At 59.7% G+C, this 26,309-nt stretch carries 27 protein-coding genes and 3 pseudogenes; 10 read left to right on the forward strand and 20 right to left on the reverse strand.

Going from position 1 to position 26,309, the window contains the following annotated elements:
- Positions 1 to 361: 361 nt before the first annotated feature.
- The 4 genes from HHL14_RS31605 to HHL14_RS31620 all read left to right on the forward strand — a co-directional run bounded on the left by HHL14_RS31605 (position 362) and on the right by HHL14_RS31620 (position 2,146).
- Positions 362 to 829: a hypothetical protein gene (locus HHL14_RS31605; protein ID WP_169501536.1), complete on the forward strand. Its 468-nt coding sequence runs from the start codon at positions 362 to 364 to the stop codon at positions 827 to 829.
- A gap of 45 nt (positions 830 to 874) precedes the next feature.
- Positions 875 to 1,306: a hypothetical protein gene (locus HHL14_RS31610; protein WP_169501537.1), complete on the forward strand. Its 432-nt coding sequence runs from the start codon at positions 875 to 877 to the stop codon at positions 1,304 to 1,306.
- Positions 1,307 to 1,433: 127 nt separating this feature from the next.
- Positions 1,434 to 1,694: a hypothetical protein gene (locus HHL14_RS31615; RefSeq protein ID WP_206002608.1), complete on the forward strand. Its 261-nt coding sequence runs from the start codon at positions 1,434 to 1,436 to the stop codon at positions 1,692 to 1,694.
- 140 nt (positions 1,695 to 1,834) lie between these two features.
- Positions 1,835 to 2,146, forward strand: coding sequence for a hypothetical protein (locus HHL14_RS31620; RefSeq protein WP_169501539.1), 312 nt, complete (start codon positions 1,835 to 1,837; stop codon positions 2,144 to 2,146).
- 131 nt (positions 2,147 to 2,277) lie between these two features.
- On the opposite strand, the gene hpnH is transcribed toward HHL14_RS31620, so the two are convergent.
- Positions 2,278 to 3,843 (reverse strand): adenosyl-hopene transferase HpnH, encoded by a 1,566-nt coding sequence (hpnH, locus tag HHL14_RS31625; protein WP_169501540.1) that lies wholly within the window; start codon positions 3,841 to 3,843, stop codon positions 2,278 to 2,280.
- Between the two features lie 253 nt (positions 3,844 to 4,096).
- Complete coding sequence (locus HHL14_RS31630) at positions 4,097 to 4,894, reverse strand: amidohydrolase family protein (protein ID WP_329601769.1); 798 nt, start codon at positions 4,892 to 4,894, stop codon at positions 4,097 to 4,099.
- Here HHL14_RS31630 and HHL14_RS31635 point away from each other — a divergent pair.
- Complete coding sequence (locus tag HHL14_RS31635) at positions 4,784 to 5,278, forward strand: LysR substrate-binding domain-containing protein (protein ID WP_329601771.1); 495 nt, start codon at positions 4,784 to 4,786, stop codon at positions 5,276 to 5,278. The two genes, HHL14_RS31630 and HHL14_RS31635, sit on opposite strands and share 111 nt — an antisense overlap.
- A gap of 81 nt (positions 5,279 to 5,359) precedes the next feature.
- On the opposite strand, the gene HHL14_RS31640 is transcribed toward HHL14_RS31635, so the two are convergent.
- Together HHL14_RS31640 and HHL14_RS31645 are read right to left on the reverse strand one after the other, a co-directional pair.
- A complete protein-coding gene (locus tag HHL14_RS31640) occupies positions 5,360 to 6,637 on the reverse strand; it encodes an NAD(P)/FAD-dependent oxidoreductase (protein ID WP_169501543.1) in 1,278 nt (425 codons plus the stop codon).
- Between the two features lie 99 nt (positions 6,638 to 6,736).
- Positions 6,737 to 7,678: an MBL fold metallo-hydrolase gene (locus HHL14_RS31645; protein WP_169501544.1), complete on the reverse strand. Its 942-nt coding sequence runs from the start codon at positions 7,676 to 7,678 to the stop codon at positions 6,737 to 6,739.
- 121 nt (positions 7,679 to 7,799) lie between these two features.
- Between HHL14_RS31645 and HHL14_RS31650 the strand changes: the two genes are divergently transcribed.
- A complete protein-coding gene (locus tag HHL14_RS31650) occupies positions 7,800 to 8,444 on the forward strand; it encodes a peroxiredoxin (RefSeq protein WP_169501545.1) in 645 nt (214 codons plus the stop codon).
- A gap of 2 nt (positions 8,445 to 8,446) precedes the next feature.
- Positions 8,447 to 8,869, forward strand: a complete 423-nt coding sequence (locus HHL14_RS33680) for an ArsR/SmtB family transcription factor (RefSeq protein WP_169501546.1) — start codon at positions 8,447 to 8,449, stop codon at positions 8,867 to 8,869.
- Between the two features lie 173 nt (positions 8,870 to 9,042).
- Here the strand turns inward: HHL14_RS33680 and HHL14_RS31660 are convergent, their stop codons facing one another.
- Both HHL14_RS31660 and HHL14_RS31665 read right to left on the reverse strand, forming a co-directional pair.
- Complete coding sequence (locus HHL14_RS31660) at positions 9,043 to 9,711, reverse strand: hypothetical protein (RefSeq protein WP_169501547.1); 669 nt, start codon at positions 9,709 to 9,711, stop codon at positions 9,043 to 9,045.
- A gap of 10 nt (positions 9,712 to 9,721) precedes the next feature.
- The gene (locus HHL14_RS31665; RefSeq protein WP_169501548.1) at positions 9,722 to 10,123 is read right to left on the reverse strand and encodes a hypothetical protein; all 402 of its coding nucleotides are present in this window, start codon (positions 10,121 to 10,123) and stop codon (positions 9,722 to 9,724) included.
- A gap of 210 nt (positions 10,124 to 10,333) precedes the next feature.
- Between HHL14_RS31665 and HHL14_RS31670 the strand changes: the two are divergent.
- A pseudogene (locus HHL14_RS31670) lies at positions 10,334 to 10,551 on the forward strand (IS5-like element ISCARN85 family transposase); the annotation flags it as partial.
- A gap of 113 nt (positions 10,552 to 10,664) precedes the next feature.
- Here the strand turns inward: HHL14_RS31670 and HHL14_RS31675 are convergent.
- From HHL14_RS31675 to HHL14_RS31705, 7 genes and pseudogenes are all read right to left on the reverse strand, one after another.
- Positions 10,665 to 11,912, reverse strand: a complete 1,248-nt coding sequence (locus HHL14_RS31675; protein ID WP_169501549.1) for an MFS transporter — start codon at positions 11,910 to 11,912, stop codon at positions 10,665 to 10,667.
- 184 nt (positions 11,913 to 12,096) lie between these two features.
- Entirely contained in the window at positions 12,097 to 13,551 is a 1,455-nt protein-coding gene (locus tag HHL14_RS31680; RefSeq protein WP_169501550.1) for a sulfatase-like hydrolase/transferase, read from the reverse strand.
- Between the two features lie 76 nt (positions 13,552 to 13,627).
- Positions 13,628 to 14,425 carry a GntR family transcriptional regulator gene (locus HHL14_RS31685; protein ID WP_169501551.1) on the reverse strand — a complete coding sequence of 266 codons (798 nt, stop codon included), beginning with the start codon at positions 14,423 to 14,425 and terminating at the stop codon, positions 13,628 to 13,630.
- A 299-nt stretch (positions 14,426 to 14,724) separates the two neighbouring features.
- Positions 14,725 to 14,940 carry a porin gene (locus HHL14_RS33685; protein WP_169501552.1) on the reverse strand — a complete coding sequence of 72 codons (216 nt, stop codon included), beginning with the start codon at positions 14,938 to 14,940 and terminating at the stop codon, positions 14,725 to 14,727.
- Between the two features lie 133 nt (positions 14,941 to 15,073).
- Positions 15,074 to 15,976: an NAD(P)-dependent oxidoreductase gene (locus HHL14_RS31695; RefSeq protein ID WP_169501553.1), complete on the reverse strand. Its 903-nt coding sequence runs from the start codon at positions 15,974 to 15,976 to the stop codon at positions 15,074 to 15,076.
- A 45-nt stretch (positions 15,977 to 16,021) separates the two neighbouring features.
- A complete protein-coding gene (locus HHL14_RS31700) occupies positions 16,022 to 17,320 on the reverse strand; it encodes a cation:dicarboxylate symporter family transporter (RefSeq protein ID WP_169501554.1) in 1,299 nt (432 codons plus the stop codon).
- 612 nt (positions 17,321 to 17,932) lie between these two features.
- Positions 17,933 to 18,118: pseudogene (locus HHL14_RS31705) on the reverse strand (IS6 family transposase); the annotation flags it as partial.
- 77 nt (positions 18,119 to 18,195) lie between these two features.
- Between HHL14_RS31705 and HHL14_RS31710 the strand changes: the two are divergent.
- Positions 18,196 to 18,537: pseudogene (locus tag HHL14_RS31710) on the forward strand (DDE-type integrase/transposase/recombinase); the annotation flags it as partial.
- 64 nt (positions 18,538 to 18,601) lie between these two features.
- Here HHL14_RS31710 and aspA read toward each other — a convergent pair.
- From aspA to HHL14_RS31745, 7 genes are all read right to left on the reverse strand, one after another.
- A complete protein-coding gene (gene aspA, locus HHL14_RS31715) occupies positions 18,602 to 20,071 on the reverse strand; it encodes an aspartate ammonia-lyase (protein ID WP_407945322.1) in 1,470 nt (489 codons plus the stop codon).
- A gap of 167 nt (positions 20,072 to 20,238) precedes the next feature.
- Positions 20,239 to 21,321: an asparaginase gene (locus HHL14_RS31720; protein ID WP_329601770.1), complete on the reverse strand. Its 1,083-nt coding sequence runs from the start codon at positions 21,319 to 21,321 to the stop codon at positions 20,239 to 20,241.
- The gene (locus tag HHL14_RS31725) at positions 21,321 to 22,055 is read right to left on the reverse strand and encodes an amino acid ABC transporter ATP-binding protein (RefSeq protein WP_169501556.1); all 735 of its coding nucleotides are present in this window, start codon (positions 22,053 to 22,055) and stop codon (positions 21,321 to 21,323) included. Before HHL14_RS31725 ends, HHL14_RS31720 begins: the two co-directional genes overlap by 1 nt.
- 50 nt (positions 22,056 to 22,105) lie before the next feature.
- Entirely contained in the window at positions 22,106 to 23,068 is a 963-nt protein-coding gene (locus tag HHL14_RS31730) for an agmatinase (protein WP_169501557.1), read from the reverse strand.
- Positions 23,069 to 23,111: 43 nt separating this feature from the next.
- A complete protein-coding gene (locus tag HHL14_RS31735) occupies positions 23,112 to 23,774 on the reverse strand; it encodes an amino acid ABC transporter permease (protein ID WP_169501558.1) in 663 nt (220 codons plus the stop codon).
- Entirely contained in the window at positions 23,764 to 24,444 is a 681-nt protein-coding gene (locus HHL14_RS31740) for an amino acid ABC transporter permease (RefSeq protein WP_169501559.1), read from the reverse strand. The genes HHL14_RS31735 and HHL14_RS31740 overlap by 11 nt, the downstream gene beginning before the upstream one ends.
- 13 nt (positions 24,445 to 24,457) lie before the next feature.
- Positions 24,458 to 25,312, reverse strand: coding sequence for a transporter substrate-binding domain-containing protein (locus tag HHL14_RS31745; RefSeq protein ID WP_169501560.1), 855 nt, complete (start codon positions 25,310 to 25,312; stop codon positions 24,458 to 24,460).
- Positions 25,313 to 25,423: 111 nt separating this feature from the next.
- Between HHL14_RS31745 and HHL14_RS31750 the strand changes: the two genes are divergently transcribed.
- Entirely contained in the window at positions 25,424 to 26,308 is an 885-nt protein-coding gene (locus HHL14_RS31750) for a LysR family transcriptional regulator (RefSeq protein WP_169501561.1), read from the forward strand.
- The last annotated feature ends 1 nt before the right edge of the window (position 26,309 follow it).

The following is a 26,309-nucleotide window of genomic DNA, read 5'->3' on the forward strand; positions in this document are numbered from 1 at the left end:
TGCGCGTGCGTTTCGTTGACAGATCCAGACCAAGGCCAAGTTGTGCCATCACCCACCCCTTAAATTCTCCTGCTCCCAGGATAGTCCACCCTCACATCAATGCCAGGAATTTTGCAGACTTTCCTTAGCGGAACCAGTCGCTGTACCGTTGAGCATTTCAGCGTATCCAACAATATTGTCTTCGAAATAAAGATTCTGAAACCGGGGCACACAAACTATGACCTCGCGCTCGCGATGCTCTCCAAAAGCGAGCGCTTTTCTGTCACGCCGGGATGTCAGATAGCGATAGTTCTCGCAACGGCCGGTGCAGAATTGGCCATCGAGTTCAATACGCTCGAAATTGACGTTGAATAGTCGATCAATGAGTCCTTCGCAAACAACCTGGGGATGGGATCTGGCAACTCACGGCGAGACGCTGGCAGTCGCCCTCGGCGACTATCCGTCCTTCCATGATTCGGCAGTTCGCTCGTTTTGCATGCAAAGGGGACGGCAAACCGAAGAGGGATCAGCCGGTCGTCCGCTAACCGGCACCCGTACACGCGAGGTCGTAGATGTGCGTCTGGAAGTGCTTCACAACCGCTATGGCTCGCCATCCGTTGATGGTCGCCTCGATCAGATTATCGTGATCGATTGCCTGGATGTCCGCACATCCGAAATCGATGTGAACGCCATGCTCGAAGAGGCAACGATAATGGAAATGACGCTTGCAGAAGCACCGGACGGATTGATCCGGCTGGACCTTTTACCGAATGTCGGCCTCGATATCCGGCTGACGTGCAAGGAAGTCGTGATAGTTGATATGCGCCCTTATGTGCGCGAAGTTTCGTAAGAGCCAAGAGCCTTCATGGGCGGGATAAGTTTTACTGGAGTTTGTATGGATACAGCCACCTATACCGACATTCGAAACGTTGGATCTTTCCCTAGCTTTCACGATGCAGAGCTAACCGAAATTAAACACAATCCCGAAGCTCGTTCCCTCGAACTTCGCTTTCGACGAGTCGGTGGTGAAATCGAGGCGCTCAGGTTTTCGGGCGTGATCGCTCAACGCCTGATTGATTTCGCCGGGCAGAATGTCGCGTCGCGGCTACTCATCTCGCCGCGATATGAGTTTTCATTGTCAGAGGTTCGGACCTGGCTTCGATGGATCAATAGTCGCGACGACTCAACAGGCGCAGAGATCAGCGAGCAACAAGGTCTTGAATACGTCCAGGAACTGAAACTCGGACATCGCGTGCTGTTTGTTCTGGAACCTTCCTGCGGGGCCGAAATGGCGGTGTTTTGCGAATCGATTGCGCTAAAGGTATGAGTCTGATGCGGAAGCGTCGACGCGGCGAGCCTGACTAGTTCCTGGGGAAGTCAGCATTTGGCCAGCGACTTATGAATCCTTGCTCGCAGCGAGCATTTGAAAATTATCAACAATGTCGAGGCTACTAATGACAAGTCATCCAGAAAAGCGATGCGTGGTCGTAATGTGGTCCGAAGAAAAACAGGCGCTCATTTCATACACGTTGGACGTTGAAAAGGTACTGGCCGTTACTCAACGCCTGTTTCCCCTGGAACTGCCCCTCGCTGATTACGGCTACTCATTGGACGATGAGTTCGCACGACGTTTTGGCGGCGCAACACTCAATCTACTTGCGCTGTCCAATCCGAACCTGAAACCGCATATCAAGGTTACGCCAGCCGGCGATTGACGAAGAGCCGAGTGCGACACACTGTACGAAGCCCAAATGGATGCGTGCACTATCGCCGGGGCTATGTATCGCGATCCACGAACCTATGCCCTATGCACACAACGTGCATTTCAGAATTACCAGAACTGTCGAGGTTATCAATGAGTGACCGGCAAACGGCCTTTATCACCTTCTACGACGAGGCAACAGGCCAGGTGAAATTCTGCGTCGTTCCACGCCCATTAGTGCAGACCGCGATCGATCGCGTTATATCCATCACAGTGCCGCCGGACGCGCCCGAGCATCCTGCAGCCCCTTTCACCGACGAAGACGCGCGTGAGTTGGGCGGCATGGCCATCATGTCTCTTGCCGGTCCCAATCCTGAATTGCGGTCCCGCTTGCAGATCTCCACCGAAACGCCACTCAACTGGTCACATCGTGATCGTGTGGCCCGAAGAAAAGCAGGTAATTAGCAGCAAGCACTCCATGGGCCGCATCCAGCTCAGCTTGCCGAACATCGCCCCCAAAGCCCCCCACCCCAAACAAAAACGCCGGCCTCCCGGCCGGCGTCCACAACGCTTTTCCCGATCCTGCGGAATCTCGCTCAATCGCCGAGATATTCCGGTTCGATCTGGATATTCTTTTCGCCCGCAGCTTTCTTTTCCCAGTAACGCTTGACCCAGTTTTCGAAGGTCTTACCGGCCGCCGTGTCCTTGCCGCTGAACTCGATCGCGCCGATTTCCGGGTACGGAATCACTTCCTTCGTCTGCTGCCCAGTCGGAATGATCCGCACGAAGCAGTCGTTGAAGCCCGCACGGGTCTGACGGTCGTACAGATAGCCCGTGACGGTCGCGCCATTCTTGCGGGTGATCGTGACATCGCCGCGATAATCGAAGGCCTTTTCCATGGCCTCGCGGATTTCCGCTTCGGTCTTCAGCTCCGGCGCCCAGCCCTGGAGATGTTCGTGCTCAGTGCCGGCCGCGGTTTCCATCTGATCCGGTGCGATGGGAGCAACAGCAGCCGTCGGCTGCGCGGCGACAGGAGCCGCTTCGCCCTTCGCGGCCTCGGCACGCGACGCCGGCGGCACGAACACCATCGGCACTTCGTGCGTGGTCTTCTTCCAGCCGGCGAGGATCTCGTTCGCCTCGCGATCGTCATAGCGATCGAACAGCATCGCCTTGACCGTCTGGAACATGCCCTTGAACGAGCCGAACGTGTAGTTCACGCCGCTCGCTTCGTAGCCCGAGTGCACCATGCAGTTCGCGCACTTCGGGTTGCCGCTTTCCGTGCCGTACTCGGACCACTTCACGCTTTCCATCAGCTCGGCGAAGGTGTCCGCGTAACCGTCCTGCAGCAGATAACACGGCTTTTGCCAGCCGAAGATACTGTAAGTCGGCATGCCCCACGGCGTACACGTGAGATCCTTCTTGCCCATCAGGAATTCCATGAAGATCGGCGACGCGTTGAAGCGCCAGCTCTTCTTCCGGTTCGACAGGATCGCGCGGAACAGCTTCTTCGAACGTGCGCGGCCGAGGAAGTGCTTCTGGTCCGGCGCCTTGTCGTAGGTATAGCCGGGTGACACCATCATGCTTTCGACGCCCGCTTCCATCATTTCGTCGAAGTGCAGACGCACGCTATTCGGATCGGCGCCGTCGAACAGCGTCGTGTTGGTGGTCACGCGAAAACCCGCGGCGACCGCGGCCCGCACACCTTCCATCGCGATGTCGTAGCCGCCTTCGCGGCACACGGCGAAGTCGTGATGTTCGCGCTGGCCATCGACGTGCACCGAGAACGACAGATACTTGCTCGGCGTGAATCGATGCAGGTTCTTCGCGAGCAGCAACGCGTTCGTGCACATATACACATACTTCTTACGCGCGACGAGACCCGCGACGATCTCCGGCATCTGCGGATGCAGAAGCGGCTCGCCGCCCGGAATCGCGACCATCGGCGTGCCGCACTCCTCGACCGCCTTGAAGCATTGCTCGGGCGTCAGCTCCGACTTCAGCACGTGCGCCGGATACTGGATCTTCCCGCACCCCGCACATGCCAGATTGCAACGCATGAGCGGCTCGAGCATGAGAACGAGCGGATAACGGCTTCGCCGCATCAGCTTCTGTTTCAGGACGTACGTGGCGACTGTCCAAGCCTGCGAAATGGGCACTCCCATGCTGCAACTACTCCTCGGTAACCGGTTACTCGGCGGGCAAAACCTGATATTTTGCCAGCAAATTGCCAGACGCGCGGTCTGGCCGCCCTTGTGGGGTGGGCAGCCGACGGCATCTGGCGATCTGGATGGGTGGCGTGACGCGCCCGATTTCAAGGTCGAACGCGCCGAAACTTGCCCGAATGATCGCACAAACTGCCCGCCGCGTCCGATAACCGCACCGTCGCCTTACAAAACCTACAGCCCCGCTACCGGCTCAGAGGCTGATCCGGTACACGTCCATCGCGGTGCCGGCGAACAGGCGCGCCTTCTCGGCCGCCGAGCAGCCGGCCGCGATTTTCTTGAACGCATTCCACAGCACGCGATACGAACAACTGGTCTTGTCCACCGGGAAGTTGCTCTCGAACATCGCGCGCCCCACGCCGAAGGCTTCGATGCAGGTGGCGACGTACGGCTTCCACGCGGCCACCAGATCGTCGGAGGTGGGCGGCAGCGCGCGCTCCGGGAAGCCGAGCCCGCTCGACGCCATGCCGATGCCGCCCAGCTTGATGGTCACATTGGGCCGTCTGGCGAGCTCCACGATCGATTTCCGCCAGCTCTCGAAGATTTCCCGCGACTTGCCCGCATAAGGCCCGCGCTCGGTTCGGCCGCCGAGATGATTGAGGATCACCGGCGTATCCGGCACCGCGTCGATCAGATCGATCAGTTGCGGGAGTTGCGGATGGAACAGCCACGCGTCGAAACTGATCCCCATGCGGCCCAGCACCGCGTAGCCCTTGCGAAAATCGGGGTCGAGCAGCAGATCGGCGGGCGTGGTGAGGCGGATACTGCTGACCTCCGGGCTCGCGTCCCAGGCCGCCATATGCCGGATGCCGCGAAAGCGCTCGGGAGCCCGCGCCTGATACGACGCGAGGACTTCCTCGACGCCGTCGCCCAGCCGCAAATCGACCTTGCCCACCATCGCGGCGCAGATGCGCACGTCGCCGTACGTGCCGCTCGCGCTCATCGCGCCCACGCCGTTGACGAACTCCAGCTCGCCGAGGCCCTCCCGCATAGCTGCTATCACTACCCGAGCGTCATCGGGCACGACCATTGGGGCTTCAGGAAAGGCGCGACCGAATACAAGATTCCGATCCGCGGACGGCTGCAGGTCAATAACAGCAAGATCATCGCGGATCACGTACTGGCGGGAATGGGGATCGGCTTGCTGCCGACTTATGTGGTGGGTCGCGACATCAAGGAAGGTCGGCTTGTGCCGTTGTTGCCGGGTTATCAGGCCAACGTCAATAGCGCGCTCTATGTACTCTACCGGCCCAATCGCTACGTGACGGGCAAAGTGCGTCGACTCATCGATCTATTGATCGAGACGTTTTCGGATCCGCCGTACTGGGACAGCACCGAGGCTGCCCACGAAACGGAATCGTCGATGCCGACTTGAATGTTGGGCACCCGTCGGGCACCCGGTCGTGCATCGAACGTCACGCTTATGCCGGACCAACCCGGTCCGGCATCGAACTCATCAACCGACGAGCGCTGGCTTCACGAGCCACTCGCGGCCCTTGAGCATGCCTTGCCAGTACAGCGGCGGCAGAACGCGCTCCTTGAGCAACCACGCGAGGCGGGACGGCTGCTTGCCGTCGATGAGCCAGGTCGGCAGCGTCGGCGCGAGCTTGCCGCCATAGAGAAATTCCGCGAGCACGATCTTGCCGCGCTCGACGGTCAGCGGACATGCGCCATAGCCGTCGTACGTTGCATGTCCGCGCGCTTTCCCGAGGTTCGCGAGCACGTTATGCGCGACGACCGGTGCCTGCTTGCGCGCCGCCGCGGCCGTCTTCGCATTCGGCGTGTTCGACGCGTCGCCGAGCGCGAAAATATTCGCGTAGATCTTGTGACGCAACGTGGCCTGGTCGACATCGACCCACCCTGCCTGGTCGGCGAGCGGACTGGTCCGGATGAAATCCGGCGCTTTCTGCGGCGGCACCACGTGGATCATGTCGAACTCGCGCGTGACCGACTCGGTGCTGCCGTCGCCGAGCGTGCGCGTGAAGGTCGCGCGCTTCGCGGGTCCATCTATCGCGCTCAGATTGAGGCCGAAATTCAGCGCGATGTCGTAACGCTTCACGTACTCCATCAACGCCGGCACGTAGTCGGCGACACCGAACAGCACCGCGCCCGCATTGAAGAACTCGACGTCGATTTGCCCGAGCTGCCCCGCGCGACGCCAGTGATCCGCTGACAGATACATGGCCTTTTGCGGCGCGCCCGCGCATTTGATCGGCATCGGCGGCTGGGTGAAGAGCGCGCGACCGCCCTTGAGCTCGCGAACGAGCTGCCACGTATAGGGCGCGAGATCGTAACGATAGTTGGACGTCACACCATTCTTGCCGAGCGTTTCCGGCAGCCCGTCGATGGCGTCCCACGCGAGCTTCAGCCCCGGACAAACGATCAGTTGCCGGTAGCTCACCACGCGACCTCCTTCGAGCACGACCACATCGTTTTCTGGCTCGAACGCGGTCACCACGGCCTTCAGCCATTGCACGTTGCGCGGCAGCACGGAGGCCATATCGCGCACGGTGGACTCGGGATCGAACACACCGGCGCCGACCATGGTCCAGCCCGGCTGATAGTAGTGAGTGTCGGCGGGATCGATGATGGCGATGTCGAGACCCGGATCGCGCGCCAGCAGGCTCGATGCGGTCGACAGCCCCGCGGCCCCGGCCCCGACAATGACGATGTCGTGCGTGGCCACGGTCTGGCGCGATGCGGACGGCATCGGGTTAAGCGAATGAATGTTCATGCGGTCAATTCCTGGCGATGCTGTACGGGGAGCCGTTCCGCTCCCACGTCAGCAGATGGAGAATGAAACGAGCCGGCGATGAACCGGAGACGCAAAGCGCTACAGCACGTTGAGCGGAATCTTCAGATAGCGCACGCCGTTCTCGTCGGGCGAAGGCAGGTTGCCGCCGCGCATGTTCACCTGCACGGACGGCAGCATCAGCTTCGGCATCGACAGCGTGGCGTCGCGACTCGTGCGCATGGCCACGAACTCGTCCTCGCTGATCCCTTCGTGCGCGTGAATGTTGCCGATGCGCTCGGCTTCGATCGTGGTCTCCCACGCGTAGTAGTCGCGGCCCGTGGCCTTGTAGTCGTGGCACAGGAAGAGCCGGGCCGCGTCCGGCAGCGCGGTCAATCGTCGAATCGAACGATAGAGCTGGCGCGCGTCGCCACCGGGAAAATCGCAGCGGGCCGTGCCGTAGTCGGGCATGAACAGCGTGTCGCCGGGGAACACCGCGTCGCCGATCACGTAGGCGAGGCACGCCGGCGTATGGCCGGGCACATGCAGCGCCATGGCCTCGAGTGCGCCGACCTGGAAGCGCTCGCCGTCGTCGAACAGGCAATCGAACTGGCTACCGTCCCGCGCGAACTCGCTGCCCGCATTGAACAGCTTGCCGAACACCTGCTGGACGCGCACGATTTCGCGGCCGATCGCCAACTGGCCGCCGAGCCGCTCCTGCAACCACGGCGCCGCCGACAGATGGTCGGCGTGCGCGTGCGTCTCCAGCAACCACTGCACGCTCAAATTTTCATCTTTTATGTAATTAACCAGCGCCTCGGCCGAATCGGTCGAGGTTCGGCCCGAAGCCGGATCGAACGCGAGCACGCTATCGACGATCGCGCACTGCCTGCTGGCCGGATCCTGGACCACGTAGCTCGCGGTGTAGGTTGCCTCGTCGAAGAATGCCCGCACGATGGGGCGCGCAGTGGACGGCCCACGCAAAGCCGCCTCGATCAGCGTACTGGCGGCTGCGCGGGGCGCATCGGTTGCCTGGTCAGACATTGAATCCTCCGTATTTCAAACCAATACATCTACATATACATAAATAATGAAAGTATAGTAGCCAGGTTCGCCTTCGACAAATGGTCGGAGATATACTTGCGGCAACCCTGAAACGGCGTCCATGACTGATACCCCTCCCACTTTCTCGCGGCCGCTGCGTATCGGCGACCCGGCCCCTGAGTTCCGCGCGCGCACGACCTGCGGCGAGCGCGCGCTGAGCGACTACCGTGGGCACTGGCTGATGCTGTTTGCCCATCCCGCGGATTTCACGCCGGTGTGCACGACCGAGTTCATCAGCCTCGCGAAATCCGCGGAACAGTTCGAGGCGATCGGCTGCAAGCTGCTGGGTATCTCGGTCGATAGCCTCTATTCGCACGTCGCGTGGCTGCGCGACATTCACGAACGCTTCGGCGTCAAGGTGACGTTTCCCGTCATCGAGGATCCGTCGATGATCATCGCCACCGCCTACGGCATGCTCGATCCCCTGTCGCCGGATGCGGCCGCCGTGCGCGCGAGTTACGTGATCGACCCGCAGGGCGTGATCCGCGCGATGACGTGGTATCCGATGAATGTCGGACGCTCGGTCGCGGAACAGTTGCGACTTGTGAAGGCGCTGCAAGCCGCCGATCGCAACAGCGCTTCCACGCCCGAAGGCTGGAACGACGATAGGCCGCTGCTCCACCCCGCCCCCACGACATTGGACGACGCGTTGTCGGGCGAAAGCGCGGACGGCGCGCCATGGTATTTCCGTCAGCAGCGGGACTGACGATGGCCAACACCTCCACGGGACTGGACGCGCTCGGGCAGAAGGCTGCCGAAGCCGCCGAACTGCTACGTCTGCTGGCCAATACCAGCAGGCTGCAACTGCTGTGTCGGATCGCGCTGGGAGAGCGTTCGGTGAGCGAGCTCGAACGTGAACTGGAGATTCAGCAGCCGGCGTTGTCGCAGCAGTTGGCGGAACTACGCAAGGCCGGACTGGTGAAGACTCGTCGCGCGTCGCGCTCGATCTTCTATTCGATTGCCGATGCGCGGACCGTGCTTATTCTGGAGATGCTGCGGGCGGTGTTTTGTGATGAGGGGAAGGTGGTGGCGATTGCGCCAACGGCGACTACGGCCCGGGAAGCGGGCGTGCAGGTGAAGCCGGCGGTGGCGGTGCGGGGGGATGTGGCGGGGTTTGCGCGGTTGGGGTAGGAAGGCTATGCCGGGGTGGCGCTGACTAGCGCACGCTCTACTTTGCGGACGTTGGACGTCGGGGGACGTCAATCACTCTCACTCGATTAACAATCTAACGGCCGCAATCTTATGCGGACAGGTTCCTGGTGGTTTATGTGATGGTTCCGCTCTTGATAACATTCGCTGACCACTCAATCGGACATGCTCTGCCCCGCTTCCCTCGCAAGTTCAAGCACCCGTCCGAGCCGCTCCGCTACCGGAAGCGACAGGATCCGCACCTGTTCGGGCGGGATCTCATGCCGGGTTTCGAACGGTAGTCCGGCAAGCACTTCGGCCGGAGACAATTCGTTCAGCTCGTCCTGTTCGGTGACGAAAAAGGCATGTATTTCAAACTGCATCACCCCGCGCAGTTCGGCAATGACCTGCGGCAAAAGAGCCGGCACCGGATCGACAAACTGCCACGCCGGGAACATACGGCCGTTTTTTTTCGCTCGCGGCATCACGCAATAAACCTTGCCGTCCTTGTCATACCTGTACAAGGTTGTCAGCGCACTCAGCTTTTGCCTTGCCACTACGTCTGCGGGACTTAACATGGTCACTGGCAACGCCGGAGGTCTTGCCCCCTGCGGCGCGGAGACATCGTCATGCACAAGCCAGTCTTCCAGGCGTCGCTCAAAGACTTTCAGCGCAACACTCCAGATGGGCCGATCTGCCAATGCCGGCAACTCATCCGTGAGCTCCAGCACCAGCGAAGAGGCCATCTCCCTGATCAGCTTGTGCGGATCACCACGATAGCTTCCGTTGACGATCGCCCGGACATCACCGCTCGTCGCCACGCGTTTCTTCGAGACCAATTCCATATATCACTCCTTACGCCGACCGGGGTGGAGCACCGATCGGCGCCACCAGCCGCATGTTGGCCGCAGCGCTACGCGTCGTGCGATGCATCAATGTAGGCTGTCCATCCGTGCGGCATGCATTGAGGAAGCGGGTCCGCCGCTCCCCCATCCACCGCCTGAAAATGGCCGCCAGCCTGCGAATTCCGATCCTGCGCTGATACGAACGGATGACCAGTTCCCTGTGGCACGAGACCAGTTCCTCATATATCCGCACAAGCCTGTCGCGCAATTCCGTCGCAGACACAATCGGATTCTGCAGGTCTTGCTGGGCTGCATGCCGTTTCACAATGGCATGAATCGCCTCCAGCGAGCCACCCAGCATCCTTGCCTCTACGTCCGTAATGGCCGTAATTTCGTCGTCCCAGTTCAACATTCGGCCCTCTCGGCCCATGATCATGGAAGCAGGTTATACCAATTTTTTCATTTTTCCCAGTTTTTCCATAACATGCTGCTAACTTGCCATACTCCCTCGTGTTAGCAGACCGCACAAGCCGGGAAGCGCACGGAATCCAGCGGACGAGCAAGGGCGATCGCATGCGCTGGCCCAAAAATTAATGGGGTCCGTTAAACAGCGGGCCACGCGCTGGCACTTGATCTGGGCTTCATTCCCGTTGTTCCGCCAAAAAGCAACCGCCTTTGAGCCGTGGCATTACGATTGCGAAATGTACAAGCGTGACGAGGTCGAGCGGTTGTTCCGGCGCCTCAAAGGCTTCCTAAATAGGATCTTTCCCGATTCGACAAGGTGGACGTCATATTCGTTGACTTCATCAACTCGCACTTATCGTCGACGACCTCAGATAGTGTGAACACGGCCTAGGCTGGCATCGTACCCTCGACTGGAAGACGAACAGCGCAGGGGAACCACATTACGAGCCCCGGCATATGGTGTTTGAGGCTCTCTTGAGCGAAACCGGTTACGGCTTCTCAGCCGCCAGTTCCGCCTCGGAGGCGTTATGCGCCGACGTCAGCCGCTTTCCCGGCAGTGTCAGTGTGACAATCGCGCACACCACCGTGCAGGCGGCGAGAAACGCGAACGCCCCATCGTACGAACCGTGACGGGCGACGATCAGAAAGCCCATCACCGCCGGTGATGCCACCCCTGCAAGCTGGCTTCCGAGATTGACGATGCCCGACGCCATACCCATGTCTTTCGCCTCGATCAGTTTCAAAGGAAAGGCCCAGAGCGCAATGAAGGAAATCTTCATGCTGAAAGAGAGAACAAGCTGGCAGGCAATCACTACGGGCAGCGTCGGCGCGCTCAGCATCACGAACAAGCTCAGGCCCGCGAACACGACACTCAGGAACAACAGATACTTTTCGCGCCCGGCGAACAGCTTGTCGGCCAGCCAGCCGCCGGAAAGCATGCCGACCACGCCTGCGATTCCCGGCAGGGCCGACACGATACCGACATGTGCGAGGTCGAGCTTCTGAACTTTCATCATGTAGGAAGGCAGCCAGGATAGGAAGCCCCAGATGAGAATGTTGACACCGAAGTTGATGACCGAAATCTTCCAGATATTGCTGTCCTTGATGAGTTCACTGAAGGGAAGCGGCGGCTCGTGATGACCGCTGGTCGCCGGCACGTTACTGGGCGCGGGATGCGAACGGCGCGTTCCGAAGAAGTACAAAAGAAAGGCGAGCACGCCGAAGACGGACGAACCGATGAACATTCCGCGCCAGCCCGTATGCGCAATCAACGGAACCGCGATGAGCGGCGCAACCACAAGGCTGAGCGGGTTCGTCGCCAGCATGAACGACTGTACGCGCGCGCGCTCGTTCTTCGCATAGCCTTCCGCCACGGCCTTGTACGCGGCCGACGGAAAGCTCCCTTCGAAGATGCCGAAGAGAAAGCGAATCACGAACAGCGCGGTCAGCGACCACGCAAGGCCGCTTGCCGCTGTGAATATCGCGAACATGAACACGGAGAACAGGATGGTCTTGCGCGTTCCGATCTTGTCGGCCACCCATCCGCCCGGAAGCTGGATGACGGCGTAGCCGATGAAGAACACGCTGAGCAGCAGACCCAGCCCCGACTCGTCGATCTTGAATTCGGCGCCGATATACGGAAGCGCCAGGTTGATCAGGAATCGCTCGAGATAGCTCGCGAACCAGCACACGAACAGCACCGACGCGAACCGGTATTTCTGATTCGAAACGTTCATGCGTTCCTCATTTATCTCATCCGGAAGCGGGCTAATAGCTGTCTTCTTGCAGCCGCAACGGTGCCCGCTCCGAACTCATGTCTCCCCGATATGGGTAAGCACCGCGCGTGTCCTTTCGGGCCGGATGTCGATTTTCCTTTTACGACCCTTGTGCGCGCGGTGACTTGCTTGCTTCAGATCCGCATTAGTCGAACACGATGGGTGCACCCGGCGGCGGGCTGAAGCCCAGATCGCCACGTGCGATCACCGCTTCACGGCCACCATTCAGCGACAGCAGTTCGGACTGGCGCTCGCGCACCATGCGATCGACATCCTTCGGGTCGCAGATTTTGAGCAGCCGCTCATGGCATTCGCTCAGGACGCTCACGTACTTTGGGTCCGTCCCGAGGTCGTCGATTTCCTCGGGGTCCGCCTTGAGGTCGAAAAGCTGCGCGGGATAGTCGACGTAGTACATGTACTTGTACTGGTTGTGACGGATCATGAACGCGCCCGTTGCCGATCCCATGCCGTGGTATTCGGTCAGAACGTTGCGATCGGGTCTAGCGCCATCGGCGATGTCGTCCAGCGAGACGCCCGGGAAGCCATCTGTGAGCCCGGGGTCAGTTTCGCCAACTGAGCGAAGAATGAACGGATACGTATCGACATGGCTTACCGGCGTATCCACCACCTTGCCCGGTTCGATGCCGGGGCCCGCGACGATCAGCGGCACGCCCGATGCCTCCTCGAACAACGTGGACTTGCCCCACATGCCGCGCGAGCCGAGATTGTCGCCATGGTCGCTCGTGTACATCACACGTGTGCTGTCGGCGAGACCGGCGTCCTGCAGCGCGTTCAGCACGAGGCCGATGTTTTCATCGAGGAAGGAACACAGTCCGTAGTAGCCGGCGAGAGCCTTCTTCAGCTTCTCGTCGTCGAAATGGTCGTCGTAGTTGAAGCTGCTGCGGTAATCGACCTGATACGGATGCGTGGGCCGCTCCTCCTTCCGGTAGAGCTTCGGAAGCGGCAGGTCCTGATTGTAGTACTTGTAAAAATGCTGAGGCGGAGCTGTCAACGGAAAGTGGGGCGCGACGAAGGACACGAACAGCACCCACGGTTTGTCCGACTCCTTCTTCGACATCTCATGCAGCCATGTTTGCGCGCGTGCCGCGATGTCACGGTCGTAGAACGTGTACTGGCTCTCCCCGGGGCCGGCCATATTGGCCATCTTGTACGCGCCTTTCCGTACCGGCAGGTCGCTGCGGACCAGACCCATCAGATCGCCCTTGCCTTCAACGATATGCATGGGAATGACTTCTTCCGTGAAGCCATGGTCTTCGCCCGTCAGCTTGAAATGCAGTTTGCCGATCGACGTGACGTTGTGGCCGCGGTCGCGCAGCTTGTGATGCCAGCTGGGCGTTTCGCCGTCGTAGGCATCGGCGTTGTCTGCGTAGCCGATCTGGTGAATGTACTTCCCCACCGCGAACGACGCGCGCGACGGAATGCAGACCGGGCTCGTGCAATAGGCCGAACTGAAACGCGTGCCGCGCGCGGCGAGCGCATCCAGATTCGGCGTCTCGACGATCGCGTTACCCGCGCAGCCGAGCATCTTCGGGTTGTGCTCGTCCGACATGATGATGAGCAGGTTTTGCGAATCTTTCATATTTCCTCCAACTATGTAGGACTATAGTTTTTCGCGGAAAAAAATTTTTTGGGGCGATGCGTCTGCCCCGAAAAATTCAGCGCGAAGTGTGACCCATTTTCGGTAACTGGTCGGGCACGCTAAGCACCCGGCTCGTCGCCGGAATGGAGAATTCCTGGTAATACACGCACGCGGCCTCGCCCATCATGGCCGCTGCCCGCATGAATAGCCCCGCCTCGCCTGCCTTCGAACCGGTAGCTTGCGCTGTGGCGGCATCGAACTTGACGACGCTGATGTCGTGCGTGATGCGGGTAATCGGCACGCTCAGTTCATTGGCGATGAGCGTCTTGAAGTTCAGCCCGTCCAGCGAGCGCAGCGACGCCTTCGACAGACGCGGCAAGATGCGACTGTCGAGATAGAAGCGCACGAGCACGTCGAACTCGCCGTTCACATTGATCGTTCGAGTGATCAGCACGAGATGCTCGCTCGCTGCGGGAAAATAGCGCGTCCATGCGCCCTTGCTGCTGATGCGCTCTCGGCTCACCACCTTCGAGTAGACAGGCAGAAAGCTCTCGCCGTCGTCCGCGAAGAAGCGGCAGTGCCATGGGTCTTCCATGCGCAGATCATTTTCCGCCACGAAGCTGCCGAGCCCGTGCAACCGCACCACAACGCCCTGATCGACCAGCATCCGCAGCGCGCGCTGCACGGTTCCGAGGCTGAACGGTGTCATTTCCGCAAGTTCCTCTTCCGTCGGGAGCTTGTCGCCCGCCTTCCAGTGCCCCGTGGTGATCGCCTGAAGCAGCACTGAGCAGAGGCGCATGTATTTCGGCGCCCCGCTCCGATCCGGCCGCGTCAGGGCCGCGAAGACATCGGTGGTATTTGCAGCTTTGGACATAGACGTCGCGTAGAAACGAAAGAGCTATATAGTTTTATAGAACGGTACGCCTCTCCCGGCCTTTGCGCAATACCGCGCCCGACAGGGTTATCCCCTGCGCCCCTCCGCGATTTCATGCGTGCGCTACACGCCGCACGCCACGCCACGTCACGCCGCGTCACGCATCGGCCGGCGAAGGCGCCTTTTGTGCATCTGCTGAAAGTCGCAGCACGAGTCGCGGCCATCGTGCAAATGCACATGTCGGGTCGCGGTCGCTTTACCATGACGGCGTACAACATCAGCGAGCCCGCCCGTGAAAATCATCCCAGTTGAAAGATCACTTTCAGACCACTGCCAAGATCCTCACTGCCACGCAGACCGAAACGGCTGCCGTTATTGACGCCGCTGGTCAACCCAACTTTTCGCCTCTCCACCCGCATTGGATACATGGTTGATGTCGGTATCGATGATTCCGTGAGCGTAACGGTACTTTGAGCATGTGCCATCGGCGGTAACCACACGGTTACTGCAGTCATGAAGAGTGCTTTTTATATTTTATTTCTTGCTAGTAATGCAAATAATAATGGCCGAACCGTTTCAGGGAGCGGGAAGCGGACCGGGGCTCGCCGGACCGGTCCGCTTCGTCAGATCAACTGGATCGACAAGGGATCAGGCAGGCTTGAGCAGCGTGCGCCATTCAGGCAGGCTGCCATTCTGGTCAAGCGCCTCCACCAGCGAGGCGACGCGGCCTGAAACGTCCTGTTGCACATCGGCGACAGCGGTCGCGAGATCCGCCGACATTCCCAGCTCCTCAAGCATGAGCGCGGCTTCACGCATCTCTTCAGAGCGTCGTTGCCCGTGTTCGACCACGCGACCGATCAGATACGCCTCGTAGCCCTTATCCCATCCCACGCCAGGAAAACTTGCCGCAAGCGAAGCAAGCACACGGTCATCCACGCCGAACTGCCTTGCCGCGAGCATCGACTGAACGCATAACGCTTCCATGCCCTTGATCATGATGCTGCGGCACAGCTTGATGGCCGATGCGAGACCGACTTCCTGCGCGACCGACTCTGCGCGCATCCCCAGGCCGTTGAGAATCTCTGCAGTCCTCGCAGACACGTGGCCACCCAGCAGCATCGGCACGCGAATGCCGTGTGGTGGCACGGGGGCCATGACAGCAGCTTCCACGTAATGCGCCCCGTTGCACTCGACCTGTTTGCAGCTACGCTGCTTGACGGACGGGGACACCGAGTTCATATCGATGAAGGTCTGGCCCATCGCGAGATGCTCGGCCGCGGCCGTTGCGACGGCTTCGGCCTGACTCGCCGTGACTGCGGAGAAAACTAACTGGGCTTCCAGCAACGCCGTTGCGAGATCCTCCGTCGCCCGGGCGCCGCACCGGGTCGCCTGCTCTGCTATCGCGTGACGCGTCGCGGTATTCTGCAACTTGATATCGAAAACCGAGACCTGATGTCCCTGCGCTGCCAATGCCAGCGCGAAAATCGGGCCAACTTCCCCAAAACCAACGATTGCTATACGGCCGAGGTGCTGATTGCTCGTCTGGTCCATACTGTTTGTCTCAAGAATGTGCAATGTGGGGCATCGACTAAGGTCTCAGAGAACTGGCTCACTGGGACGCACGTCGACCGACTCCGTCGGATGTGCGGGCTGGCGGTTCAGGTAGGCGTCGAATTTCTTCTGATCGAACATGCCTTCCCATTTCGACAGCACCAGTACAGCAACTGCATTGCCGATAACGTTAGTTGTCGAGGTTGCGATCGCGAGTACCCGGTCTATGCCGAACAGCAGGCCGACTCCCGCAAGCGGTAGTACGCGGGCAGTTTGCACAGTGGCGGCCAGTTTAACGACAGCACCTCCGGCCGCACCAGCGCCCCCTTTCGACGTCAGCATCATCACGGCAAGTAGCGCAAGTTGTTGTGATAGCGAAAGCGGAGTATCAGTAGCCTGTGCAATGAAGCCAATGCCACAGGCCATATACAGGGCGGCACCGTCGATATTGAAACTGTAGCCTGCAGGAAGCACGAATCCGACCGCTGCTTCGTCGCAACCAGCCTGTTCGAGTTTGGAGACCAGGCGCGGAAAGGCCACTTCGCTAGCGGCAGTCCCCATTGCGAGAATGACCTCTTCCTTGATCAGCAGCAGTATCCTCAGAATGGAAAGGCGTGCCATCGCTGCGACAACACCCAAAACGACAAAGATGAAAAACAGTGTGCTGACGTAGTAGGTCAGAACGTAGCGCAGCAGGAAGAGCAAGGTCGTGCCGCCATAGCTTCCCACCAAGGTCGCCATGGCACCGAATGCGCCAATCGGCGAAAGCCGCATGATGAAACCAAGGATCTTGAAGACGATTGACTGTGATTCTTCGATCAGGCGAAAGATCATCCAGTCAGGTTTCGCGCAGCTGCTGATTGCGAAGCCGACCAGTAGCGAAACAAACAGGACGGGCAGGATGTCGCCAGTCACGAAGGCAGAAGCCAGCGTGTGCGGGATTATAGAGGTCAGAAAGTGTACAAAGGAGAAGTCGCCGCTGCCAGCCTTGACGGCAGCCTCTGCAGCCCCAGCGGAAACCAGGGATCTCGCATGCAGTCCGTCGCCGGGTCTTACGATGTTGACGATCGTAAAGCCGACAAGCATTGCCAGCGTGCTGACTACTTCGAAATAAAGCAGCGTCTTGGCACCCAGCCGTCCAAGTTTCCTGAAATCCCTGATATGTCCGACGCCATGTACGACAGTGCAGAAAATGATAGGGCTGAGCATCATTTTCAACAGGCCGATAAAGCTGTCGCCAAGAGGCTTCATCATGATCGCCTGCCGCGGTGCAAGCAGCCCAAAAATGATGGCCACCGCAATCGCGACCAACACCTGAACATATAGCTTCTTTAAAATACCCACCGTCTCCTCCGCTATATTTTTTACCTTGAAGAGTATGCGGCATACTTTTACCGATTGGCGATGCTAAGCGTTGAACATGCCATCTGTTCTGCTTATCGCGTTTTTTAAAATCAGCTTTCATATTAATGAGATATCCTGCAGATCCCGCAGTGCTTAGACCTGTGCTAAGTTGACAGTACCCTGTCGGCAATCGTGTCCTTGCAGAAAGTGCGGATAACGCAGCATTGGAAGTGGTCGCGCACAACAACAGCGGAGACAGACGTGTTCCTGTCGGCGCGTTCTCGTTCAATAAGTTCAATCACGACCTTGTTAAGGCTGTGAACAAGCGACTTATCGAGTATCTCGGTTCGGCCGACCACCATGCCCGCATGGAAAGGTAGGGCCTCACGCACACGGAGATTAACGGCACGATCATAAGCCAATCCGCGAAGTACCAGGGGTTGATACGTGAGAAGGATGTGGTCCTATTGCTAACCTTTATTATCGATGGTGATGCATTTCCCATAAAAATTTCCTGTCGCCGAAATGCATCGCTTGTGCCGCCGCCGCGGATCAAATGTTCAGATGCCAAATCACTTGAATACCTTTCGGGACGCTGCTGAATCTGTCTCAGCCGTAACGTCTCACCCAACGCAGGATCGTCGTGTGAGCCAGCGATAGTCCCCGTTCGGCCATCATCTCGACCAGATCGCGCAGGCTGAGCTTGTAGCGCAGATACCAGCGAACGCACAGAATGATGATCTCACGATCAAAATGGCGTCCACCGAACAACTCCTCCAGACTCTTTAGCTTGCTCATCGCGGCTGATCAGTTCGTTTTGCTTCGACAACTCTAACCGATTCACCGATCCTATTTGCACCGGAACCTTCCTGCGCACGGCGCTCAGAACCCAGGGCCGGGCTCCCACGAGGATCACGCTCGATGGTTACGCGGCATCACATCGGGCGGTGCGCGAACTGCCCGGCGAAAATCCGGTGTGGCGCGACACGAAGCGCCGCTCGTCGAAGTATTTGAACAATCTGATCGAGCAGGATCATCGCGGCGTCAAGTCGAGGACTGGCCCCATGTTGGGATTCAAGAACTTCGACTTCGCGGCGATCACGCTGGCCGGCATCGAACTCCTGCATCGCATTCGCAAGAACCAGTTTGCCATCGCTCGCCTGCATATCAAAGACCAAACTCCGTCTGCACTCTGGAGTGCCGTGCTCGCGGCATGAAGCGACGGGGTTGCACACACTTCGCTCGCCTCCGATCCCAATTTTTGCACCACAACCCTTTAAATTAGCTGGCGTGCCTGCCCTTCCCATAGGCACGGGGTTGAGTCAGCACCTCGTGTCTCAAGGCCTCTTCGAGCTCTTCCTCGGTCATCAACTTGCGCTGTAGCACCACATCGCGCACGTTGGTGCCGCTCGCATACGCTTCGGCCGCCACCGAGGTCGCAGCCTGATAGCCGATGATCGGATTCAGCGCAGTAACCAATCCGATCGAGCGCTCAATGCTTTCGCGCAGACGATCAGGGTTTGCAGTGATGCCCTTGATGCATCGATCGGCCAAGGTCATGCAGCCGCTGGTCAGATGTTTGAAGCTGCGGAACAGGGCACAGGCTATGATCGGCTCAAAGGCGTTCAACTGCAGTTGCCCGCCTTCCGCCGCAAAGGTCACTGTCAGGTCGTTGCCGAACACTTCAAAAGCAATTTGATTGACGACCTCTGGAATCACCGGGTTGACTTTGCCCGGCATGATCGACGACCCCGCCTGCATCGGAGGCAGGTTGATCTCGCCAAAACCCGAGCGCGGACCACTGGACAGCAAGCGCAGATCATTGCAGGTCTTGGAAAGCTTCACGGCAATGCGCTTGAGCACACCTGAAAGCTGTACGAAAGCCCCGCAATCCTGGGTGGCTTCGATCAGGTTCGGCGCCGTTGACAGTTCGAGTCCGGTGATCTTCACGAGCGCCTTCAACGCCCTTTCGGCATACTCCGGGTGCGCCGTGATGCCGGTACCGATCGCGGTAGCGCCGAGGTTGATCTCCATAATCAGTGCCGATGCTTCGGTCAGTCGGGCAATGTCTTCTCCCAGCATCACCTCATAGGTCGAGAACTCCTGGCCGAGCGTCATCGGGACTGCATCCTGCAACTGTGTCCGCCCAATCTTGAGCAGGTGCCCGAACTCAACCGCCTTGGCGGCGAAGGCGGCACGCAGGTATTCCATGGCCTTCAGCAAGCGGTCGATGGCGTAGCACGTGGCGATGCGGATCGCCGTCGGATACACGTCGTTTGTGCTCTGGGCCATGTTGACATGCTCGTTCGGGTGGAGGTACTCGTACTCGCCGCGTCGGTGGCCCATAAGCTCCAGCGCACGGTTGCATATCACTTCATTGGCATTCATATTGGTCGACGTGCCGGCGCCCCCCTGGATCAGGTCAACCACGAACTGGTCGTGCAGTGTGCCGTCGCGAATCTCCCGGCAGGCGGCCACGATGGCATCGCACAGGGTGGAGGGCAGCAAGCCCAGCTCTGCGTTTGCCTCTGCAGCGGCCTGCTTCACCGACGCCAGCGCGATCACCAGCTCTGGATAAGCCGACACGGTGGTGCCGGAGATCTGGAAGTTCTCCTTCGCGCGCAACGTATGCACGCCATAGTATGCCTCGCCGGGAACTTCGCGCTCTCCTAGCAGATCGTGTTCGATACGGACATCCTTGTTCATGCCTGACTCCTCGGTCATTGGTTTCTGTGAGTTGAGTTGATACATGACGCGTCGGTGCTGTCCGTATTAATGGCAGCGCGAGGTTCAGCGGTCGCAATACCTTTAGAAGCGTCGCATCTCATGTCATAGCCGTCACGAGGGGTGGGGCGTGCGTTGTCGCGTCGTTCCCGACACGGACGTCTTTCCGCCTGTCGGCGCCCCGTACGCTTCACTCAGTAACGGTCGAAGTATCCTTGTATGAGGCGGAAATCGCGTGTTCTGCCCAATGCCAGCATCAGCAGCACGCGTGCCTTCTGTGGGTTGAGCGAACCCGCCGCGACAAGGCCGAGCGACTCGTCGTCGGCCAACGACGTCACCACACCCTGCCCCACCCGACTCGATCGCACGAACATCACACCACGCTGCGTCGCCAGCTCGGCGCCCAGGCGGGCCGCTGGCGACAGGCTGCCATTACCGGTCGCAGCGAGCACGATGCCCCTCGCGCCCGCGTCGATCGCCGCCCGGTAGAGATGACTTCCCGCCCCCTGATAGTCATAGAGAATGTCGACGTGCGGCAATTCATCGATCGCTGCCAGCGAAAAATCGGTGGCTAGCGTATGCAACCGTGTCGGCGTGTTGAAGAGATACACCACGCTGCCAGCAATCTCACCCAGATTGCCGTGCTCGAATGAACGAAAGGCATCGGTCACGGTGGTGCTGGCTTTGGTCACGTAACGCGCTGCGCCAATCCGGTCGTTGAGCATCACCAGCACGCCCATGCCGCTGGCTTCGGCACAGGCTGCCAGGCGGATTGCGTTGTGCAGGTTGAGCGGACCGTCCGCGCTCAGCGCCGTGGCCGGCCTCATCGCGCCGACAAGTACGACGGGTTTGGCGCTCTTGAGCGTCAGGTTGAGGAAGTACGCCGTTTCCTCCAGCGTATCGGTGCCGTGCGTGATCACCAGACCATCGACCTCTGGGTCCTGCAGTATGGCCTCCGCCCGCCTTGCCAGCTGTAGGAGCATGGCATTGTCGATCGCATGACTGTCGATGTTGGCAAGCTGCTCGCAACGGATGTCAGCGAGTTCGTGCGCCTGGGGTACGGCGGCCAGCACCGCCTCGACCGTGTCGGTCACCGTGTAGTCGTGCAATTGCGTCGCGACGCCGGCCGACGACGCGATCGTACCGCCCATGCCGAGCAACACTATCCTGGGCTGCCTTCGCCGCGACGATGCCTTGCCGCTATCTGACGCACCGGCATCCGGGTCGTATGGGCTGGGGGGGGATACAGTCATCGGATTCGCTTCCGGTTCACGCATCAGTGCTGCAATATCTTCGACAGGAACTCTAGCGCCCGAGGCGAACGGGCCTCCGGGCGGCCGAAGAACTCGTCCTTAGGACAGTCTTCGACAATCTTGCCGTGATCCATGAAGATCACCCGATCGCTGACTTTCTTCGCAAATCCCATCTCGTGCGTCACGCACATCATGGTCATGCCCTCGTTAGCGAGTTGCACCATGACGTCCAGCACCTCGCCAACCATTTCCGGGTCGAGCGCCGAAGTCGGCTCATCGAACAGCATCACGATCGGGTCCATGCTCAGCGCGCGGGCGATCGCCACGCGCTGTTGCTGCCCGCCCGACAGTTGCCCCGGGAACTTGTCCTTATGCGCGAGGAGGCCGACGCGCTCCAGCATCTTGAGGCCGCGAACCCTGGCTTCCTCCTGGCCGCGGTTGAGTACCTGGATCTGCGCCAGCGTCAGGTTCGCGGTAACCGACAGGTGCGGGAACAACTCGAAGTGCTGAAAGACCATGCCCACATGCGAGCGCAGTTTGGACAGGCTGGTCTTCGGGTTGGCAATCGATGCACGATTGACGACGATGTCACCCTTCTGAAACGGTTCGAGCGCATTCACAGTCTTGATCAGTGTGCTCTTGCCCGAGCCGGACGGTCCGCAGACCACCACAACTTCACCCTTCTCGACTTGAGCGGTGCAGTCGGTCAGCACTTGGAAATTGCCATACCACTTGGAAACATTCTTGATTTCGATCATGGCGGACCCCTGTTTAAGGTCGGAAGACGTTGCTCGGGTTGACGGGAGCGTCATTTCTTGTCGAAATAGCCGGCCTTGATTGCCGCGCCGATCAGGTTGACGATCAGTCGCCCGGCCGTCACGCAGGTCAGCTTGCTGGCATTGTCCTTGGACGGCTGGATCTCGACGATGTCCATCCCGACCACGCGCCCTTTCTTTACCAGCCCGTGGATCAGCTTGCGCGCCTGTACAAAGGTAACGCCACCCGGCGCCGGTCCGTCGACTGCTGGCATGATCGTTGGATCGAGCCCGTCGGCATCGATAGTGAGGTAATAGTTGCCGCCGTCGGGAATACGGTCGAGCACGGCGTCCATGCCAATGTCGTGAAGCTCGTAGGCCGTGATGAGATCGGCACCATGCGCGCGCGCGTTCTCGTAGTCTTCCGGACGGCCGCTGCCCTGGGCGCGCAGACCGATCTGCGTGATGTGCTTCACGTAGCCGAGTTCGGATGCGCGGCGGATCGGGCTGGAGAGCCCGTCCTTCACCCCGTTGACCTCGTCACGCCAATCGAGGTGAGCGTCGATGTGAACCAGCGTGATCGGGCCGCTGTCGCTGAACGCGCGCAACACCGGGTTCGTAATGCCGTGGTCGCCCCCGAGCACGATCGGCAGGCCGCCGCCTTTGAGAATCTGGCGCACCGCGAGTTCGCAGCGGCGCTGGTGGTCACCGGGCTTGGACAGGTCGGGCAGTACGTCGCCGCAGTCGACAAAGCGGATATCCGAGCGCCCCTGCAGTAAAGGGCCGTCGATGTCAAAGTCATAATGATTGGGCGCGCGCACGATACGGTCGGTGACATCACGGATCGCCTGCGGCGCGTCTGTCTGATCATTGGTAAAGGAGCGCGGTCCGTAAGCCGAGCCGAAGGGCATGCCAAGCACGGCGATATCGGCCGTCAGGTTTTCCAGATCGGTTACCAGCTCCGAATAGAGCAGCGTGGCATGGCCGGTACGCGGGGCGACAGTCAGTTTTTCCATTTGAATTTCCAATTCTTGAAGTTGCTGGGCGAGAGAAACCTGATCAGCGATGGCTCCAGCGGCCCGCACGCGCTTCCAGGACGCGGCCAAAGGCCTCCGTGACCACGCTCGCTCCCCAGTAGAGCAGCGCGGTGGTGCCGAGTACTTCCAGATACGCGAAGGTGTCGGCGGTCATCAGATTGCTCTGGTAGGTCAATTCCGGCAGACTCATCACCGAAAGCACCGCCGTGTCCTTGAACATCATGATCGCCAGACTGACGGTGGGCGGAATCAGGAAACCGAAAATCTGCGGCACCACCACAAAGCGCTGGATCTTCCAGCCGGACAACCCGAGCGACAGTGCCGCGCGTATCTGTCCTTTCGGAACGCTGCGAAACGCTGCCCGCAGGATTTCACAAAAATAGCCACCGGTATAAAACGCCATGGTGCCAATCGCAATCGAGAACGCCGATGCGTGCAGCCCCAGTTTGGGCAAGCCGAAGAAGGACAGGTACACCAGGATCAGGAAGGGGATGTTGCGCACCAGCTCGACATAGCCGAGCGCCGCAGCGCGCAACACGGCGCGCCTGGAGTCGGCCATGTAGGCGGCAACCGTGCCGACCACGATGCCCAGTGGAATGCTGATGGCGCTGACAGTTACAGTCAGCTTCAATCCGTGCAGCAATGCCGGCGTGATTTGCTTGACGATGTCGAAATCAATGAACATTTGGAAGCAACCCGGCAAATTTGCGTTCGATGCGCCGCGATATCGACGAGGCACACCACAGCATGATGAAATAGACCGCTGCAGTCACCGCAAACACCTGCAAGGGCAAATCGCTCTGCAGCGTCGCATTGCGCGCCACAGTAGCCAACTCGGTGACTGCAATAATCGAGAGCAACGACGAGGCCTTGAGCAACACCGTGTATTCATTGGTAAGCGGCGGCACCGCCCGGTGGAACATTTGCGGTAGCAGGACATGGCCCCATATCTGCCACGGCCGCATGCCCAGTGCGCGCGCCGCAGCCGCCTGGCCAGCCGGGATGGTCGACAGTGCGGCGCGCAGGATCTCGCTAACGTATGCGGTGGTATTGAGCGCCAACGCCAGCACGCCGGCCGTCACCGGTGAAATGCTGATGCCCAGCATGTTCGGCACGACGTAGTAGGCGATCAGCAACTGGATCAGCAGTGGCGTGCCGCGCATGGCGCTGACATAGACCACAATCGGTGCGCGCACAACCGCCCCGCCGGTCATCCTTAGCACCATTAGCACCGTCCCAAGCCCGAGTCCGATGGCGAATGCAAGGCTGCTGGTGTAGAGGGTGACGCCGGCACCCTTCACGACACCGTCGTAGAAGGGCTTGAGGGCGCCGTGCGCAGTGAGCAACTCGATCATGTTGATACCTCGTTCAGAGGGCGCCTTTGGGCAGATAGTCGGAGGTCGGCAAATTCAGGGGCTCTCCGAACCATTTCTTCTGAAGCTCGGCCAACTTGCCGTTGGCGCGCATTTCGTCCAGCGTCCTGTTGATAAACGCACGGATGTCCGGATCTTGCGGGTTGACGACCCAAGCGAGCAGCTTGCGTTCGCCGAGCTCGCCGATGGTCTTGAATGCACCCGGTTCGCGGCGCACCTGCACCGACAGGACGTTCGACGGCACCACCCCGACGTCCAGGGTCCCGTTACTCAGCGCGACGCTAACGTCGGGGTAGGCCTGCAACAACTTGATTTCGGCGAACCCCTTGCCGTACTTCGCCTTCAACTGGCGGTCGTACTCCTGCAATGCAGGCTGCGCCAGCGATCCCATCTGCGTACCGACTGTCTTCCCAACCGCGTCCTCCGGCTTGACAATCGCCGCGTTGCGCGCATTGACCACGAACATTGAACGCACTTCGCCGACCGGCTCAGTGAACGCAAAGCGTTTGGCGCGTTCGTCCGTGATGCCGACGCTGGTGGCAACAAAGTCGAACTTGTGTGACAACAAGCCCGGCAACAGGCCCTGGAACGGCAGGTTCAGCTGCACCAGCTTGACCCCCAGCTTGTTCGCCATATATTCGAGAATGTCGTGCCCGTAACCGACGACTGCGCCGTTCTGCACGAATTCGTAGGGTTCGTAGGCGGCTTCGGTGCCGACTGTCAGTTGCCCGCGCGCCTTGATGTCGGCCAGCGTACCGCCTTCAGCCAGCGCCAGCGCCGGCATGCAAGCGATGACCACAGTGGCGATGGCGCTCTTGATTGCGGCTCGGCGATTGAGTCTGGTTGTCATGTCGTCTCCTTGATTTAATGGATCGTTGTGCAGTGGATATTAGTGCGCAGCGAACCGCATGGAAAATGATTCTTTTAGTGGTATGGTTTCGAAAAATGAGACCTTTCGACCATGAGCCAACAGGACTTTAACGAGCGCGATCTGCGCTCGCTGCGCATCTTCTGCACCGTCGCCCAGGCCGGAGGATTCAGCGCCGCCGAACACCGGCTCAACATGTCGAAAGCGTCAATCAGCCGCCATATCAGGGAGGTTGAGGAGCGCTTGGGCGTGCGCCTGTGCGAGCGTGGTCCGACGGGATTCAAGCTGACCGTGGCCGGTGTCGTCGCGGTGGACCTTGCCACGAACGCACTCAAGTTTCTGGAGCGCATCCGGCCCGAGATCGATTCGGTGCGCGGCGTGTTATCGGGCACACTATCGATCGGCATGGTTGAACATCTGATCAACCATCACCAGTGCCGGATTCCGGAAGCGCTGGCCGAACTCAAGCGGCGCGCCCCCGATGTACAGCCGGAGATCATCGTCATGACCTTCACCAACCTCGGCCAGGCGCTACGTGAGCGTCGGGTCGACGTGGCGATCAGCGGGATGTACGCGAAGGACCGCGTATTTGACTACCGCACTCTTTTTATCGAAATTCATCGGGTCTATTCCGTCCTGCAGGCCGGAGACGGACCCCACAACCGCCTACCCCTCGTCTACCGCCCTCACCCTTTTGTTGAGCAGACGCTGGCCAATCACGGCTTCGAGCGTGGCCCTGATGCGGGGGGGCTTGAAGCGATTGCGCTGCTGGCCGCAACCGGCGACTACGCTGGCCTGCTTCCGGAACATTATGCGAACCTGGTAACGCAGCGCTATGCGATCGAGGCACTTCCGCAGGGTCCGGTATTTCACAACACGATTTGCGCGATCACCGAGGCGTCACGCCCGCTAACACGTCGGATCGAATTGTTCCTCGATATTCTGGATGAGTTGCACGACGTTGAGCGTGGCCACTGAA

This window comes from Paraburkholderia antibiotica (genome assembly GCF_012927125.1).
Taxonomy (GTDB): domain Bacteria; phylum Pseudomonadota; class Gammaproteobacteria; order Burkholderiales; family Burkholderiaceae; genus Paraburkholderia; species Paraburkholderia antibiotica.

Coding starts and splice junctions, on each gene's coding strand:
- HHL14_RS31730 (WP_169501557.1), bottom strand. CDS start 23,068: ATGGAAAAACTGACTGTCGCCCCGCGTACCGGCCATGCCACGCTGCTC.
- HHL14_RS31630 (WP_329601769.1), bottom strand. CDS start 4,894: ATGCGGGAGGGCCTCGGCGAGCTGGAGTTCGTCAACGGCGTGGGCGCG.
- HHL14_RS33680 (WP_169501546.1), top strand. CDS start 8,447: ATGGCCAACACCTCCACGGGACTGGACGCGCTCGGGCAGAAGGCTGCC.
- HHL14_RS31725 (WP_169501556.1), bottom strand. CDS start 22,055: ATGATCGAAATCAAGAATGTTTCCAAGTGGTATGGCAATTTCCAAGTG.
- HHL14_RS31645 (WP_169501544.1), bottom strand. CDS start 7,678: ATGTCTGACCAGGCAACCGATGCGCCCCGCGCAGCCGCCAGTACGCTG.
- HHL14_RS31610 (WP_169501537.1), top strand. CDS start 875: ATGGATACAGCCACCTATACCGACATTCGAAACGTTGGATCTTTCCCT.
- HHL14_RS31620 (WP_169501539.1), top strand. CDS start 1,835: ATGAGTGACCGGCAAACGGCCTTTATCACCTTCTACGACGAGGCAACA.
- HHL14_RS31685 (WP_169501551.1), bottom strand. CDS start 14,425: ATGTCCAAAGCTGCAAATACCACCGATGTCTTCGCGGCCCTGACGCGG.
- HHL14_RS31605 (WP_169501536.1), top strand. CDS start 362: ATGAGTCCTTCGCAAACAACCTGGGGATGGGATCTGGCAACTCACGGC.
- HHL14_RS31695 (WP_169501553.1), bottom strand. CDS start 15,976: ATGGACCAGACGAGCAATCAGCACCTCGGCCGTATAGCAATCGTTGGT.
- HHL14_RS31720 (WP_329601770.1), bottom strand. CDS start 21,321: ATGCGTGAACCGGAAGCGAATCCGATGACTGTATCCCCCCCCAGCCCA.
- HHL14_RS31615 (WP_206002608.1), top strand. CDS start 1,434: ATGACAAGTCATCCAGAAAAGCGATGCGTGGTCGTAATGTGGTCCGAA.
- HHL14_RS31665 (WP_169501548.1), bottom strand. CDS start 10,123: ATGTTGAACTGGGACGACGAAATTACGGCCATTACGGACGTAGAGGCA.
- aspA (WP_407945322.1), bottom strand. CDS start 20,071: ATGTATCAACTCAACTCACAGAAACCAATGACCGAGGAGTCAGGCATG.
- HHL14_RS31650 (WP_169501545.1), top strand. CDS start 7,800: ATGACTGATACCCCTCCCACTTTCTCGCGGCCGCTGCGTATCGGCGAC.
- HHL14_RS31735 (WP_169501558.1), bottom strand. CDS start 23,774: ATGTTCATTGATTTCGACATCGTCAAGCAAATCACGCCGGCATTGCTG.
- HHL14_RS31680 (WP_169501550.1), bottom strand. CDS start 13,551: ATGAAAGATTCGCAAAACCTGCTCATCATCATGTCGGACGAGCACAAC.
- HHL14_RS31745 (WP_169501560.1), bottom strand. CDS start 25,312: ATGACAACCAGACTCAATCGCCGAGCCGCAATCAAGAGCGCCATCGCC.
- HHL14_RS33685 (WP_169501552.1), bottom strand. CDS start 14,940: ATGACTGCAGTAACCGTGTGGTTACCGCCGATGGCACATGCTCAAAGT.
- HHL14_RS31750 (WP_169501561.1), top strand. CDS start 25,424: ATGAGCCAACAGGACTTTAACGAGCGCGATCTGCGCTCGCTGCGCATC.
- hpnH (WP_169501540.1), bottom strand. CDS start 3,843: ATGGGAGTGCCCATTTCGCAGGCTTGGACAGTCGCCACGTACGTCCTG.
- HHL14_RS31660 (WP_169501547.1), bottom strand. CDS start 9,711: ATGGAATTGGTCTCGAAGAAACGCGTGGCGACGAGCGGTGATGTCCGG.
- HHL14_RS31640 (WP_169501543.1), bottom strand. CDS start 6,637: ATGAACATTCATTCGCTTAACCCGATGCCGTCCGCATCGCGCCAGACC.
- HHL14_RS31740 (WP_169501559.1), bottom strand. CDS start 24,444: ATGATCGAGTTGCTCACTGCGCACGGCGCCCTCAAGCCCTTCTACGAC.
- HHL14_RS31675 (WP_169501549.1), bottom strand. CDS start 11,912: ATGAACGTTTCGAATCAGAAATACCGGTTCGCGTCGGTGCTGTTCGTG.